Raw genomic sequence first — 12,241 nt, 5'->3', positions numbered from 1 at the left:
GTCGTCGAAACCGACCGCCGACCATCATGCCGCTCAACAGAACAACGCGATGCATCTAAGGGCAGAGGTAATCAGGTGTCGAACGTGTCGCGACCACTGAATTTAATCTTGGCAGGATTGGTGTTTTGGCCGATGCGGCGTGGGTTGTGACCCACCATGGCGCGCCCCTCATTGACTTTCTCGGGGAAGACACCGTCCTTGGGATGGAGGAACTCAGTGTCGCCACCGGGGTAGATCCGGTAGATCTTGTAGTCCTCGATCCGGGGCTTGAATTTGGTACGCAACTGGGTACCCAGTGCCAGGCATTGTTCCTTGCGTGCGAAATACATGATGTTTTCGCCGGTGTTCATCACAGCAGCACCGCCGGTTGGCAGCTCGAAGACCTGATCTGTTTTGCTGCTCCAGGTGATTGCGTATTTCTCTTCTGTTAAGGCGGAATTGAGCAGACCACCTGTGCTTCCGATGTACTGGGGAAGCTGTCCTGTTAAAGGAGTTGATGTCATGGCTGTCCTGAGGAAATCCCCATGCCGATCTGCATGGAAAGTAGCAAATGATTCGGCTTTGATTTGGTGATCCGATCTGGACCTTCACACCCGTCAACAATGATCGGCGATCGGGAAGAACACTGTTAGCCCACGGTCCCGGCGCTGGGTGAGGCGCCCGCCAAGCCGTTCAAGCAATCGACGGGTTGCCGTCTGGCTCAGCTGCAGTCCACCGGTGCTGGTGTTCCAGCTGAGTACGGGCCCAAGGCGTTCCTGGGTCAAGTCGTCGGCGCCTGCTGCTGTGGTGGAGAGCTGATCAGGTGTTCTGGTGAGAATCTGCAGTTTCAGGCGGGCACCGGCAGGCTGAAGGGTCAACTCAAGGCTGCTTCCTGCCGGAAGGCTGCGGCTGCAGCGGTCAATCAGTCCGCCAAGCATCGGCTCCAGTCGACCTGGATCGCTCAGGACAGGGGGAAGTCCACTCTCCAGGTTCAGCTCGAGATGCAATCCACGCCGTTGCAGTTGTTGTTCCCATCCCGGTGCCAGAAGATTCAGCATCGCTCCTAGGTCGGTTCGAGCCAACGCGGATGAGCTATGAGGCTGCCGCTGCAGTTCGGCCGCCTGGAAAATTAGCCCGAACCGATCGATCTGTTCGCTGCATTCGGTATCGATCTGCTGCAGACGACCAAGCACCTGCTCAGGAAGGTCACGCCGACGCAGCAGGGAGCGGATCAAGGTGCGGATGGTGGCCAAGGGTGTGCGCACTTCATGCGTGATGGCCTCCAGAAGCGACAGTTCCCCATCCTCATCCCCGTGATCATGGTCAGACTGTGGAGGAGCTGGTGGAGATTTGGGTCCCTTCGCTGTCTGCAACATGACCGTGGGCGCCATTCCTGCCAGCCGTTCCGCCAGGCTGGGCCAGAAGCGTGTGGCCAGATCGCTGCTGCTCTGCAAAGGGCCGAGTTGTCGAACCGCCTGTTGCAGTTCATCCGCCTGCTCAGGCGCATCCAGGCGCAGACGCTGTTCAACCAGTGTCAGAGCCTGGCCAAGAATGTCGGGTTCGCTGCGCATCAGCAGCTGCCGCCGTCCCTCTTCGCCATGCAGGGCCAGGGCTACCTGGAGCTGGCTCGTGATCACGATTAGCAGTGGATCGTGACTGTCGGACTCTCTCAGGGGTAAGCGTTGGAAGTGCTCGTTGGAAGTGCTCGCCTGGGAAGGGGTTTTTCTCGCATTCGCGCGATCCGGCGGCAGGAGGGTTGACCGCTCTGCGGCACTCAGCACATCAAGAGCCTCAGGTGCCCAGACCCAGCCCTGAAAGCGCTGGAGCAGATCAGGGGCATAGAGAGCCGGAAGGGGGGCAGCTAGCCAAATGCCTGCGGCGGAGTTGTCTTGGATGTCCAGCAGATCTTGCAGCACTTCCAATCCCCCCCACCACAGTCGCCTGGCATTGGCATCGCTGGCCTGGCCGGGGGGAACTCCCGTCGCCATGCAGGCCTGAATTGACTGCAGCAGTGGTGTGGAGTCCTTCAACGGATCAGAGCTCGTCTCGATCGCCTGGCCACGGATAGGCAGAGGCCCAGGGCAATGAAATTCACAACCATGGCGCTGCGTCCGTAGCTCATGAAGGGCAGTGGAATTCCAGTCACAGGCCCAAGGCCGATGGTCATGAAGATGTTCACCACAACCTGGAACATCAACATCGTGGCGACGCCGATCACTACAAGCGATTCGAAGTCAGTGCGAGCTTTCCCGGCCACCTGAAGCATGCGCCCCATCAGTAGTGCAAAGCCGACCACAACCAGAATTGTGCCTACGAATCCCAACTCTTCCCCCAGCGCGCTGAAGATGAAATCCGTGTGCTGCTCAGGGATGAAGCGCAGCTTGGTGAGTTGTCCCTGCAGCAGGCCAGTACCGAACAGTCCACCGGAACCAATCCCCACAGTGCTCTGCAGGAGGTGATAGCCACCACCCAAGGGGTCCTTGGTGGGGTCGAGAAACAGCACGAGTCGATCGCGCTGATAATCCTGCAGGCCGTTTTCCCACAGCCAGGGAGTGACCAGTGCAGCGGCGCTCTGCACCGCCAAGACCAATGCCAGAGCCACTTTTTTCCAGGGAAGGGATCGGTAGGCGATGCCCAGGGTGAGTGGGATCCAGGCGGTGAGTCCCCAGGGGAACAGGCCAGCGAGTAGAGCCGTGATCAAGGGGGAGAGCAGTAGAACCAGCCACTCGAAAGGCATCCCCGACCAATAGAGCATTGTTAATAGCAGCGCCCCGAATACCAGCGATGTGCCCAGGTCGGGCTGGATGAACACCAGCAGCCAGGGGAGTGAAATCACGCCCAGTGGCCTGAGAAGATCCACCGGACGTTCAACAGGGTGTCGATCCAACACGGCTGCCAGCAACAGGATGGCCGCCAACTTCGCGAATTCGGAGGGTTGGACATGCACGCCTCCAATGCTGATCCAGCGTTGGGCACCCAGCGCTGTCGTGCCAATCATTCGAACGGCGATAAGGCTGACCACTGTGAGTCCGTAGATAGGGATCAGCAGGGGCCGGAGTCGCAGTAATGACAGCCGTGCCAGCAGCAATGCGATTCCCACACCAACACCGGCAGTAATCCAGTGGTGATACCAATCGGCGTAATCCGCCTGACGCTGTGTGCTGGCAATCAGAATTCCAGCTACGGCGACCATGGCCAGGGGAATACCCCAGAGAATCCAGTCCCGCTCGCGACCACGACCCCGCCGTTTGCCATGCCTTCTGAATAGGGGTTGTCCGCTGAGGCCGACTCCGGAAACCATGATCAGGCTTCGCTGGTCACCATCGGTGAGAGACGATCAGCAAGCGCCAGAAATGTTTTGGCGCTGACCGAGTCGGGCTTGGACAGCGTGATCGGTCTGCCCTGATCACCGCCTTCCTGGACAGGCATCTCCATGGGGACTTGGGCCAAAAGTGGGACGTCGAAGGCATTGGCGAGAGTCTGGCCACCGCCTGAGCCGAACAAGGCATATCGCCGATCGGGCTGGTCGGGAGGAATGAACGCGCTCATGTTTTCGACCACACCAAGCACTGGGATGTTCATCTGGCGGAACATGGCTAGTCCGCGTCGCGCATCTTGAAGGGCCACCTGCTGGGGGGTGGTCACGATCACAACGCCAGTCATGGGAACGGCCTGGGCTAACGACAATTGCGCATCACCGGTGCCCGGAGGTAGGTCAACCACCAAGACATCACGCTCTCCCCACTGCACTTGATAGAGAAACTGGCGAATGATCCCGTTGAGCATCGGCCCGCGCCAGATCACGGGCTGGTTCTCTTCAATCAGCAGACCCATGGACACCATCGCAACGCCGCAGGTCTCGATCGGCTGCATGCACTGGTTGTCTCCGCTGCCGCTCACCTCGGGTGTGCGGTCAGCCACACCGAGCATGGTTGGGGCGTTGGGGCCATAGATATCGGCATCCAGAAGACCTACCTTCAAACCGCGCACGGCCAACGAACAGGCCAGATTCACCGCCACCGTGCTTTTGCCGACGCCACCCTTGCCGCTGCTGACAGCGATCACGTGGCGGACGCCAGGAATCGACTGTCGTTCGGCGACCTGGCCGTGGCCTGCCTGTCCGATTCCTCCTTGGGAGGGTGGTTGACCTAGTTCAATCTGGACATCATCGATGCCCTCCAGTTGCAGGAGTCGTTGCCTTGCACCATTAACAATCTGATCACGCTGGTTCTGGGCGAATCCAGGCAGGTTCAGCCGGATCACTGCCCGTGGAGGGGCCACCCGCACCTGGTCGAGCCAACCGAGGTCCAACAGAGAACGGTCACTGCCCGCATCGCGGAGGTCGCTGAGCGCCTGAGTGGCCTGTTCCGCAGTGGTCATGCGTCCCATTCGTTGGCTGGATCCTAGGGGCGCTTTTCCATGACAGTCCTTCACACGAACTTGTCGGAGACGGTGCTGGGCTGAAATGGTCGAGAGTTCACCGACACTGTCGACCATGGTCCGTTCCCTGCTCAAGCGTCTCAAGGGCCGGATGCTCGGGGCAGTGCCCTCGTCGCCTGCGGCTATCTCCGGAGATCGTCCTCCTGCCGACTCTCGGGAGCGTGCCCGTGCGCTGGTGATGGGTCTTCAGGATGAGATCTGCTCAGGCCTGGAGAAGATCGATGGTGTGGGAAGGTTCCAGGAGGAGAGCTGGGATCGGCCTGAAGGAGGAGGTGGCCGTTCCCGTGTGATGCGTGAAGGCCGCATCTTCGAGCAAGGGGGAGTGAACTTCTCCGAGGTGCACGGCAAGGAATTGCCACCTTCAATCCTCAAACAGCGGCCCGAGGCCAAAGGGCATCCGTGGTTTGCCACCGGTACTTCCATGGTTCTGCATCCCAGAAATCCATTTGTTCCTACGGTGCATCTCAACTACCGCTACTTCGAGGCTGGACCGGTCTGGTGGTTCGGAGGTGGTGCTGATCTCACGCCTTACTACCCCTTTCTTGAGGATGCCCGACATTTTCATCGCAGCCATCAACAGGCCTGCGATTCAGTCGATGAGCGTCTTTACCAGGTGTTCAAGCCCTGGTGTGATGAGTACTTCTTCTTGAAGCATCGCCAAGAGACGAGGGGGATCGGCGGCATTTTTTACGACTACCAGGATGGTTCTGGTCGTCTTTACCGTGGCCAGGACCCAGAGGGCCCAGCTGCTCGCAAAGCGGCTGAGATCGGTTCAGTCAATCTCTCCTGGGAACAGCTGCATGATTTGGCGAAGGCCAACGGAACAGCCTTCCTTCCCGCCTATACGCCGATTGTCGACAAGCGCAATGGTCTCTCCTACGGAGACCGTGAGCGTCAGTTTCAGCTGTACCGACGTGGCAGATATGTGGAATTCAACCTTGTCTGGGATCGCGGAACGATCTTCGGATTGCAGACCAATGGCCGCACCGAATCGATCCTGATGTCTCTGCCACCTTTGGCCCGCTGGGAATATGGCTATCAGGCGGAGGAGGGGTCTCGCGAAGCTCTTCTCACGGATTTGTTCACCCGTCCTCAGCATTGGTTCGACGATCCGTCTCTTGAGGAGCGTTGTCGTCCGCATCAGGCGGTGAACTGAGCCATTGGTTTGCTGAGGTTCTCCCGATGCCCATTTCGATGGCATCAACGATCCGAAGGGCCAGTGCTGCGACGACCGCATTGCGGCTTTGCGGATCCCGCAGCTTCCGCTCCAGCTGTCCCTCTAGTTTGCCGATCTCGAGAATGCTGATGCCTCGTCTGGGGGCTCCAAGGCCGCCGCGGAAGCTAATGGGATAGCGCCCGAAATTGAGGGCCAAGCTCTCGTCAATCCTCGTCGCTGGACTGCGCACGTTGGGGATCAGGCCTGAGCCGACGCCGTGGTTGCCGTAGGCATCGAAATGGATCTCCAGGGCGTAGCCACCTGCATCGTGATGGCGTCGCCCCACCGACCAGTTGGTGCGTGGATCTTCTTCATTCGGAATGGTGAGTTGATCCGGTTCATAGGAAAGGATCTTGAGTCCGCGGGCCTGCCCTGTTTTCACGACTGCATCACGAACGCGCCGATTCCAGAACAGTTCATCGCGCATGCGCGGATCCATGGGGCGGGCTCCTCCACGGTCAACGGCGGCTCCCGCGGTCCCGGCTCCTTCGATTCCCTGGGAGTCGGCATGCCCTGCAAGAACCAGAATCTCCATGGCCTCTGAGGGTGTTGTTGTGCCGGTCCAGCTGGCTGGCAACGCAACCCTGACTCCGGTGAGAGGGTCTTCCTCCTGCGGATGTGGTGCTTTGGCGGCGGTTGCGATCACCATCGACAAGATCAGTCCTGCAACCACCAATGCTGGAGTCAGGACCAGCCGTAGCGGAATCACGTCAGATCGGCGATGTCAGCAGCGCCCCATCGCTAGCCAGTTCCAGCGGATCGGCAAGGGCGAGCTCCAGGGCGATGAGCTCATCGCGATGGGCACGCAGTCGAAGTGTGCTTCCCTCGCCTACGTCGGGTTCGATCAAACGGATTTGAATCTCCTCCACGCGTCTTGCGCGTTGGGTGTAGATCCAACCAGCCAAGGGGCCGAGAGCGGCCATCAGTAGAGGCCACCAGTTGAATGATGGGTTCATCTGTCGGACGACGAGTCCAAGGCTGCCAGCACCGACTGTTCCCAGCAGTGAAAGCAGGATCGCCAGAGGGGCACTGCTGGCCACCTCTCCCCTGTACTCCAACAGGCAGCGATCAACGTCCCCCCCCTGCTGGCTCCAGCCCCGTTGCTTTAACCAGGCGTCGAGGCCGTTCAGTACTTCTAGCGGAGGCCGCGGTGATCGAACCTCAACAACAGTGGTTCGATCCTTGCTGGCAGCACGCAGAAAAAAGACCAGGCCGATCCCTAGCAGCGCAGTGAGCAGCAGAGTGGACGTCTGGGGGGATGGCATCCTCTAGCTACTGCCCGAACAGTGAGTCTGTTCTAAGTGGTCAATGGCTAGGTGGTCAGTGGATCGTGTTCATGAAGCCAGCGGCTCCAGGGTTCCATCAGGCGTTGAGCCTGTCCTCTGGCGTCTTGGTGCAGGTGCAGCATGCGGCGAGGACGACCTCTGCTGGGACAGCGCTTTGTATAGGAATCGAGCATCTCTTGCTGCTCGAGAAAATCGACTGCCTGATGCAGCACCGTTTCAGAGAGCCGCAGCTTGGGGTGATCACTCTGCAGGCGCTGAAGCAGTCCTGAGGGGTAGCTGTCGTTTTGCAGCAGGCAGTCCAGAACCCAGCAGACTGCCAGCTCGAGATCCAGGAAGAGCGGCGGGGGCTGTCGGAAATAGTGTTCGATGTCTGCCAGACAGGAGCGCGTTGGTTTGCGTTGGGTGAGCATGAAAACAAGCTGTCTCGATTTTGTCTAACTCGGTCTCGTTCTGATTTTCAAGCGCTCAGTTAAAACTCGCTTCATCGCTTGCTGAGGTCAGAGTGGGGCTTGGCTGTAGTCCCTTGCTTCCCTTCCATGGCTGAGATCCCCAATGAGCCTTGCGCATTCGCAGTCTTTGACGGAGACATGGATCAGGATTGGTATGACCGCTTCGTGCAGGCGAAGGCCCTCGCGGTCGACACCGAAGCCATGGGGCTGATTCATGGACGTGACCGACTTTGTCTGGTGCAGATCTGCGACGACAGGGATCAGGTTGCCTGCATTCGCGTTGGTCTCGGCCAGACGGAGGCCCCGCGGCTGAAGTCACTGATGGAGGCTCAAGCGATTGAGAAGGTGTTCCATTTCGCCCGGTTTGATGTGGCGGCGCTTGCCACGGGTCTTTCGATCCGAGTCAATCCTGTGTTCTGTACCAAGGTGGGGAGTCGCCTGGCACGTACCTATACCCCCCGGCATGGTCTCAAGGATCTGGTCATGGAACTAGTCGGAGTTGAGCTGGATAAACAGGCCCAGAGCAGTGATTGGGGCAGGGTTGATGAGTTGAGCGACGCCCAGCTGGCCTACGCCGCCAACGACGCCCGTTATCTGCTTCCCGCACGCCGCCAGTTGGAGGTGATGTTGCGGCGAGAGGGGCGCTGGGAGCTAGCGCAGCGTTGCTTCGCATGCGTTCCAGTGATGTCTGATCTGGATCGTTTCCGCTTCGTCAACACCTTCGAGCACTGAGCTCGCCGCTTGATGAGATCAGCAGCTGGCGACTCAGTCTTCGAGCATGAAGTGTTGATCCATGGGCTCAGCCTCCAACAGCGTGTCAAGGTTGCTGCCCGCTGAGCCTTGGCCTTGTTCGGCTTTCGCTGCGTCAAGCAGGCTTGTCGCTACGGCTTTTCGGCTTTCCAGGTCCCGTGCACCGTCCTTTGCTGCTTGCTGGTCGACTCGCCTGCGGGCAGAGGCTTGGCTGATGCTAAGCAGACTCGCCAGTTCCGCGCAAAGCCTCAGATAGTTCCGGTCCTGAATGGCGGCCATGGCGGTGGGAAGGTGATCCTTCGTTCTGAAGTGAAACCCAGTATCAGCGCTCGGGTGCGAGCTGGCCGATCACCTCCCGGGCAATGGCTTCGCTGCCGCCGGCCGGGCCCATCCTCTGGCGCCCCATGCGTCCCATTTCCTGTCGCAGCAGAGGATCGTTAAGAAGCTGGGCAAGACGGCGGCCAAGCTCTTGTTCCGATCGACAGGTGCGGACCGCCCCACCCAGTAGTCGGCTCTGCCTATCGGCAAACCCACGAGTGAACTGTGGACCACGACCTGGCAAGGACAGGGCTGGGATTCCTAGGCCCACCATTTGTTCTGTGGCTGTGCCAGCAGTGGCTACACCCGCTTCTGCCCAAGCCACCCACTGCTGGAATTGTCCTGAACCAATCAGTAGCAGCACCGGGCCATGCACCCAGCATTCCGTTGCTCCGAGGGCGCTGCTTGGAGGAGGGCAGTTGCGGAATCCCAGGCTTCGCAGCACTTCCGTTAGCTCGTGCGGAGGGGGCGTTGAGCCAAGGGCTGCCAGAACGGCAATAGGGACTGGGCTGGGCATCTGAATCAGTCCGCTGATCAGGCGGCGAAAGTTGTGCAAGGCCTCCGGCATTCGGCTGCCGCACAGCAGCAGGATGCGTCGGCATCGCTCCAAACTGGCGGGGGGATCTGATGGAGCAAGGCCATCCATCATTGGGTTGCCGGGGCTGGTGGCGTTGACGCCGTGGCGGCGAAGTCCCCTTGCCGTGAGACGGTCGCGCATGGCAACCAGGCGGCAGCCACGCCGTTTCATCACATGCCATTCCCAGGGATCCCACTCGCTGCCTTTCAGTGCGTGATAGCGATCACTCAGGGCTTGTCCTGGCCCGCTGCTCCAGGTGTAGTCGCTCTTGGGCGTGCCGATGAACCCAAACGGCCGACGGGTGCTCCAGGCCATCAGTAGCGGCAGCAGGTCTCCCACGGCCAGGACTGCAGCAGTGGACTTGCGCTCCTTCTGCAGGCAGATCCATTGCTTCCAGGTGAGGAGCGGCAGACCGGCCATGAGATCCGAGAGGAGAGCACCCAGGCTCTGATTGCTGAATCCTCCGCTGGGAAGTCGTGCTCCTGGGCCGATCTTCTGTATCCAGCCTTTTTCAATTGCGGCCTGAAAGCAGCTGCCCTGGCCGACGAGAGGAAGCACCTTCACGGTCCAGGCAGGTTGCAGTCGGTGCAGCGCTTCGATGATTTGCAGTGCGATCAGATCCTCGCCGTGTCCGTTGCTGACTACCAGCAGAGCAGGGGCGGTCTCGCTGATACGATCCGCCAGTGGAGCGGATTTGCTCCGAGCGGCGGCATGGCCAAGTGGTAAGGCAGAGGATTGCAAATCCTTTATCCCCAGTTCGAATCTGGGTGCCGCCTTCGTTCTCATCACACGGTCTGGATGATCAGAGTTGTGCGTCAGCACTGACCTTCCCTCCTGCCGGTATGTCGGCACGACAGAGAATGCGCCTTTCACGGACGCTGCAGTTTCCCTGGCTCACAGCCCAGGCTTTTGGCAAGCTTTCAGCAATCCCATCGGCGTCATAGCTTGAGACGGACACACTGTTGATCCTGCCTTGCCAGTTGGCCTTTTTCAGTTGGCAATTTCCACGGCTGCACTTCAAAACGGGCGATGTTGATAACTCCGACACCACGAATTTGATCCTTTGGCTGGACCCTGGCTGATCGCCAGATCCAACAAAGCGGATGCTGATGATGGCCGGTGTCCTGCCATCGATCTGAATGAAATGGCAACCTCGCTTTTGTCCATTCTTTGGGAGGAAGCGGCAGTTGCTGCTTTTAGTCTGATAACGACCTGCAAAAGATTCGAGTTGGCTCTGAGCAGCGAGGGGGCAGATCAGACCAAACACCAAAATGCATCCAAGAGCCGCGTGTTGGTGGATGGGCAGGACGCGCATCACTTCAGTAGTCGCTGTCGGCAACACACATCCCGATGCAGCTGATGCCATTGCTGGCGGTGCGACCACAGTGAGAGCAGAGCACGCGCTCTTGTTCAGCGGCGCTGGAATCCTTTGCGGACCGCTCGTTACGCCGATTGTGAGCTGTTTCGTGAGCGGAGAGTGACATCGCATCGACCGTACTGAAGCGATCATGGCGTGCAGCGATCCACGGCGTTGTGACAGGAATTGGATTCGGCACCTGGGCCTGGGGCAACCAGCTGCTCTGGGGCTACCGCCCCGAGAGAGACGATTCAGAGCTGAGGGCAACATTCAGCTCAGCCGTTGCTGCCGGTCTGCAGCTTGTTGATACGGCTGACTCCTACGGCACAGGTCGACTGAATGGTCGGAGTGAAGAGCTTTTGGGCCAGTGTCTTCAAGGACTTGACCCCCTTTCCCGCGCCAACCTTGTTGTGGCCACCAAGCTGGCTCCTTTCCCCTGGCGCCTAGGTCGTCGCGGCCTGCTCAAAGCCTTCCAGGCCAGTAGGCAACGGCTACGGGGTCAGCTCGATCGGGTTCAGCTGCACTGGAGCACGGCCCGATACGCCCCATGGCAGGAGCGACCGCTGCTGGATGGACTCGCTGATCTAGTGGAGCAGGGTGAAGTGCGTGAGCTTGGTGTTTCCAATGTTGGGCCCCAGCGCCTAAAGCTGCTCCATAGTCATCTGGCGCGCCGTGGTGTTCGGCTGGTCAGTGTGCAGGTGCAGCTGTCACTGCTGGCGCCAGAAACGATCAGGCCTGGCGGCATTTTGGACGTGTGCCGCAACATCGGTGTGGAGGTACTGGCCTACAGCCCTTTGGCGCTTGGGGTTCTGGCGCGCCGACCTGGCTGGACACCCAGTGATGCAACGCTGTTGCGTTCGGGTCTGTTTAGGCGGCTGTTGCCGGGGTCTCTGCCTCTGCGTCAGGTGATGGCTGACATGGCACAGGCAAGGGGGGTGAATCAGGTGCAGGTGGCACTGAACTGGTGTCGGGCTCACGGAACCTGCCCGATTCCCGGATTTCGCAGACCCTCTCAGGTTGAGGATGCCAAACAGGCACTCAGATGGAACCTCACTGAGCAGGAGCGCGTTCGGCTCGATCAGCTGAGTCTTGATTGTCCGGTTCGCATGCCGGACAACCCGTTTCAAAGCGCCTGATCACTGGGTTCCGGATCTGGACTCACAACCACCGGCAGGGATGATGCCTGGGGTTGTAGAGAAACCACCTTGAGTGGTGGCTTGATGCTGGGAGAGGGTTCTTCCGCCGACTGCTCGCAGGCCGAGAGTGCCTCCTGAAGCAGGGAATCGAACGTCGCTCCAGGAAGGCGGTGTCGCGCGATCTCCAGGAATGTTCGAGGGAGAGATTCTCCTGCAGCGCGCCGAACAGCGGGATTGTCCCGGCGCTGCTGTTGCTCTTCTTCGATTGCTCTCAGGAAGCGATGAGTGACATCGCGCTTCGTACAGGCCTTGATCAACGTGTCACGGTCACCCTGAACCTGCTCCAACTCGCTGATGCGCCGCTCAAGGCTGACGAGAACTTCCGCAGCTTCTTTGCTGATGTTGGCCAGTTGCCCGTCTGAGAGAAAGGGCATGTCAGCAACAAAGACCTTGCCGTGGTCTTTCAGCGCCAAAAAGGTTGGTCTTGGTCCGCCCTGACGGTGAGCCCCGCTTTTGTCGTATCCAGAACTGATTGGGCGCCTGGGAGGGGTTGGACCCGCCGACGAACGTCGTCGGGTTGTGCGCTGAGGTCTATCAAATGGCATGGCTTACTAGGACGTATGTCACGACGCATTGATCGATTCAAGATCGATCTGTCAGCTGGGAGACTAACGGGGCTGAAAGCCATCAGTGCGCTTTCTCGTCCAGCTGTTGGAGATTGTTGGATGCAGGT

Annotated in this window: 16 protein-coding genes and 1 tRNA gene; 5 read left to right on the top strand and 12 right to left on the bottom strand. The window is 59.5% G+C overall.

All coding sequences use genetic code 11. From position 1 onward, the window contains the following. Positions 1-71 precede the first annotated feature (71 nt). The 4 genes from DXY31_RS08035 to DXY31_RS08020 form a co-directional block, all read right to left on the bottom strand. Positions 72-503: a photosystem I reaction center subunit II PsaD gene (locus DXY31_RS08035; protein ID WP_067095390.1), complete on the bottom strand. Its 432-nt coding sequence runs from the start codon at positions 501-503 to the stop codon at positions 72-74. A gap of 93 nt (positions 504-596) precedes the next feature. Continuing rightward, a complete protein-coding gene (locus DXY31_RS08030) occupies positions 597-1,967 on the bottom strand; it encodes a sensor histidine kinase KdpD (protein ID WP_114993364.1) in 1,371 nt (456 codons plus the stop codon). A gap of 38 nt (positions 1,968-2,005) precedes the next feature. Beyond that, complete coding sequence (rodA, locus tag DXY31_RS08025; protein WP_114993289.1) at positions 2,006-3,280, bottom strand: rod shape-determining protein RodA; 1,275 nt, start codon at positions 3,278-3,280, stop codon at positions 2,006-2,008. A 2-nt stretch (positions 3,281-3,282) separates the two neighbouring features. Continuing rightward, complete coding sequence (locus tag DXY31_RS08020) at positions 3,283-4,359, bottom strand: Mrp/NBP35 family ATP-binding protein (protein ID WP_114993363.1); 1,077 nt, start codon at positions 4,357-4,359, stop codon at positions 3,283-3,285. 115 nt (positions 4,360-4,474) lie between these two features. On the opposite strand from DXY31_RS08020, the gene hemF reads away from it, so the two are divergent. Beyond that, positions 4,475-5,575 carry an oxygen-dependent coproporphyrinogen oxidase gene (gene hemF / locus DXY31_RS08015; protein WP_114993288.1) on the top strand — a complete coding sequence of 367 codons (1,101 nt, stop codon included), beginning with the start codon at positions 4,475-4,477 and terminating at the stop codon, positions 5,573-5,575. On the opposite strand, the gene DXY31_RS08010 is transcribed toward hemF, so the two are convergent. The 3 genes from DXY31_RS08010 to DXY31_RS08000 are packed head-to-tail and all read right to left on the bottom strand — an operon-like array spanning position 5,502 to position 7,331. Continuing rightward, positions 5,502-6,344, bottom strand: a complete 843-nt coding sequence (locus tag DXY31_RS08010) for an N-acetylmuramoyl-L-alanine amidase (protein ID WP_244279642.1) — start codon at positions 6,342-6,344, stop codon at positions 5,502-5,504. The two genes, hemF and DXY31_RS08010, sit on opposite strands and share 74 nt — an antisense overlap. A gap of 1 nt (position 6,345) precedes the next feature. Then, positions 6,346-6,900, bottom strand: a complete 555-nt coding sequence (locus DXY31_RS08005) for a cofactor assembly of complex C subunit B (protein ID WP_114993287.1) — start codon at positions 6,898-6,900, stop codon at positions 6,346-6,348. A 47-nt stretch (positions 6,901-6,947) separates the two neighbouring features. Further along, the gene (locus DXY31_RS08000) at positions 6,948-7,331 is read right to left on the bottom strand and encodes a helix-turn-helix transcriptional regulator (RefSeq protein ID WP_114993286.1); all 384 of its coding nucleotides are present in this window, start codon (positions 7,329-7,331) and stop codon (positions 6,948-6,950) included. Positions 7,332-7,457: 126 nt separating this feature from the next. Here DXY31_RS08000 and DXY31_RS07995 point away from each other — a divergent pair, with 126 nt between their 5' ends. Then, positions 7,458-8,102: a ribonuclease D gene (locus tag DXY31_RS07995; protein ID WP_114993285.1), complete on the top strand. Its 645-nt coding sequence runs from the start codon at positions 7,458-7,460 to the stop codon at positions 8,100-8,102. Between the two features lie 33 nt (positions 8,103-8,135). Here the strand turns inward: DXY31_RS07995 and DXY31_RS07990 are convergent, their stop codons facing one another. Continuing rightward, the gene (locus DXY31_RS07990) at positions 8,136-8,399 is read right to left on the bottom strand and encodes a hypothetical protein (protein WP_114993284.1); all 264 of its coding nucleotides are present in this window, start codon (positions 8,397-8,399) and stop codon (positions 8,136-8,138) included. Positions 8,400-8,442: 43 nt separating this feature from the next. After that, positions 8,443-9,606 carry a lipid-A-disaccharide synthase-related protein gene (locus DXY31_RS07985; RefSeq protein ID WP_371639255.1) on the bottom strand — a complete coding sequence of 388 codons (1,164 nt, stop codon included), beginning with the start codon at positions 9,604-9,606 and terminating at the stop codon, positions 8,443-8,445. Between DXY31_RS07985 and DXY31_RS17380 the strand changes: the two genes are divergently transcribed. Both DXY31_RS17380 and DXY31_RS07980 read left to right on the top strand, forming a co-directional pair. Further along, positions 9,592-9,741, top strand: coding sequence for a hypothetical protein (locus DXY31_RS17380; RefSeq protein WP_206749808.1), 150 nt, complete (start codon positions 9,592-9,594; stop codon positions 9,739-9,741). The genes DXY31_RS07985 and DXY31_RS17380 overlap by 15 nt on opposite strands. Further along, positions 9,721-9,791 (top strand) — tRNA-Cys (locus tag DXY31_RS07980). The genes DXY31_RS17380 and DXY31_RS07980 overlap by 21 nt, the downstream gene beginning before the upstream one ends. A gap of 26 nt (positions 9,792-9,817) precedes the next feature. Here the strand turns inward: DXY31_RS07980 and DXY31_RS07975 are convergent. Beyond that, positions 9,818-10,330, bottom strand: a complete 513-nt coding sequence (locus DXY31_RS07975) for a hypothetical protein (RefSeq protein ID WP_114993282.1) — start codon at positions 10,328-10,330, stop codon at positions 9,818-9,820. Positions 10,331-10,334: 4 nt separating this feature from the next. Next, the gene (locus DXY31_RS16955) at positions 10,335-10,499 is read right to left on the bottom strand and encodes a hypothetical protein (protein ID WP_170953627.1); all 165 of its coding nucleotides are present in this window, start codon (positions 10,497-10,499) and stop codon (positions 10,335-10,337) included. 49 nt (positions 10,500-10,548) lie between these two features. Between DXY31_RS16955 and DXY31_RS07970 the strand changes: the two genes are divergently transcribed. After that, the gene (locus tag DXY31_RS07970) at positions 10,549-11,508 is read left to right on the top strand and encodes an aldo/keto reductase (protein WP_114993281.1); all 960 of its coding nucleotides are present in this window, start codon (positions 10,549-10,551) and stop codon (positions 11,506-11,508) included. Here DXY31_RS07970 and DXY31_RS07965 read toward each other — a convergent pair. Continuing rightward, positions 11,496-12,113, bottom strand: coding sequence for a histidine phosphotransferase (locus DXY31_RS07965; RefSeq protein WP_114993280.1), 618 nt, complete (start codon positions 12,111-12,113; stop codon positions 11,496-11,498). The two genes, DXY31_RS07970 and DXY31_RS07965, sit on opposite strands and share 13 nt — an antisense overlap. Positions 12,114-12,241: the final 128 nt, after the last annotated feature.

Origin of the sequence: Synechococcus sp. UW179A, assembly GCF_900473965.1 — a bacterium.
In the GTDB taxonomy this organism is placed as follows: Bacteria; Cyanobacteriota; Cyanobacteriia; order PCC-6307; family Cyanobiaceae; genus Synechococcus_C.
Note: the sequence above shows the minus strand (reverse complement) of the source record. Positions and strands in the feature narration are given on the sequence as shown.

Bases quoted from the DNA above. Each gene is read 5' to 3' on its own strand.
- DXY31_RS08000 (WP_114993286.1), bottom strand. From the start codon at position 7,331: ATGCTCACCCAACGCAAACCAACGCGCTCCTGTCTGGCAGACATCGAA.
- DXY31_RS08005 (WP_114993287.1), bottom strand. From the start codon at position 6,900: ATGCCATCCCCCCAGACGTCCACTCTGCTGCTCACTGCGCTGCTAGGG.
- rodA (WP_114993289.1), bottom strand. From the start codon at position 3,280: ATGGTTTCCGGAGTCGGCCTCAGCGGACAACCCCTATTCAGAAGGCAT.
- DXY31_RS07965 (WP_114993280.1), bottom strand. From the start codon at position 12,113: ATGCCATTTGATAGACCTCAGCGCACAACCCGACGACGTTCGTCGGCG.
- hemF (WP_114993288.1), top strand. From the start codon at position 4,475: ATGGTCCGTTCCCTGCTCAAGCGTCTCAAGGGCCGGATGCTCGGGGCA.
- DXY31_RS08020 (WP_114993363.1), bottom strand. From the start codon at position 4,359: ATGACCACTGCGGAACAGGCCACTCAGGCGCTCAGCGACCTCCGCGAT.
- DXY31_RS08035 (WP_067095390.1), bottom strand. From the start codon at position 503: ATGACATCAACTCCTTTAACAGGACAGCTTCCCCAGTACATCGGAAGC.
- DXY31_RS07975 (WP_114993282.1), bottom strand. From the start codon at position 10,330: ATGCGCGTCCTGCCCATCCACCAACACGCGGCTCTTGGATGCATTTTG.
- DXY31_RS08030 (WP_114993364.1), bottom strand. From the start codon at position 1,967: ATGGCGACGGGAGTTCCCCCCGGCCAGGCCAGCGATGCCAATGCCAGG.
- DXY31_RS07995 (WP_114993285.1), top strand. From the start codon at position 7,458: ATGGCTGAGATCCCCAATGAGCCTTGCGCATTCGCAGTCTTTGACGGA.
- DXY31_RS07990 (WP_114993284.1), bottom strand. From the start codon at position 8,399: ATGGCCGCCATTCAGGACCGGAACTATCTGAGGCTTTGCGCGGAACTG.
- DXY31_RS16955 (WP_170953627.1), bottom strand. From the start codon at position 10,499: ATGTCACTCTCCGCTCACGAAACAGCTCACAATCGGCGTAACGAGCGG.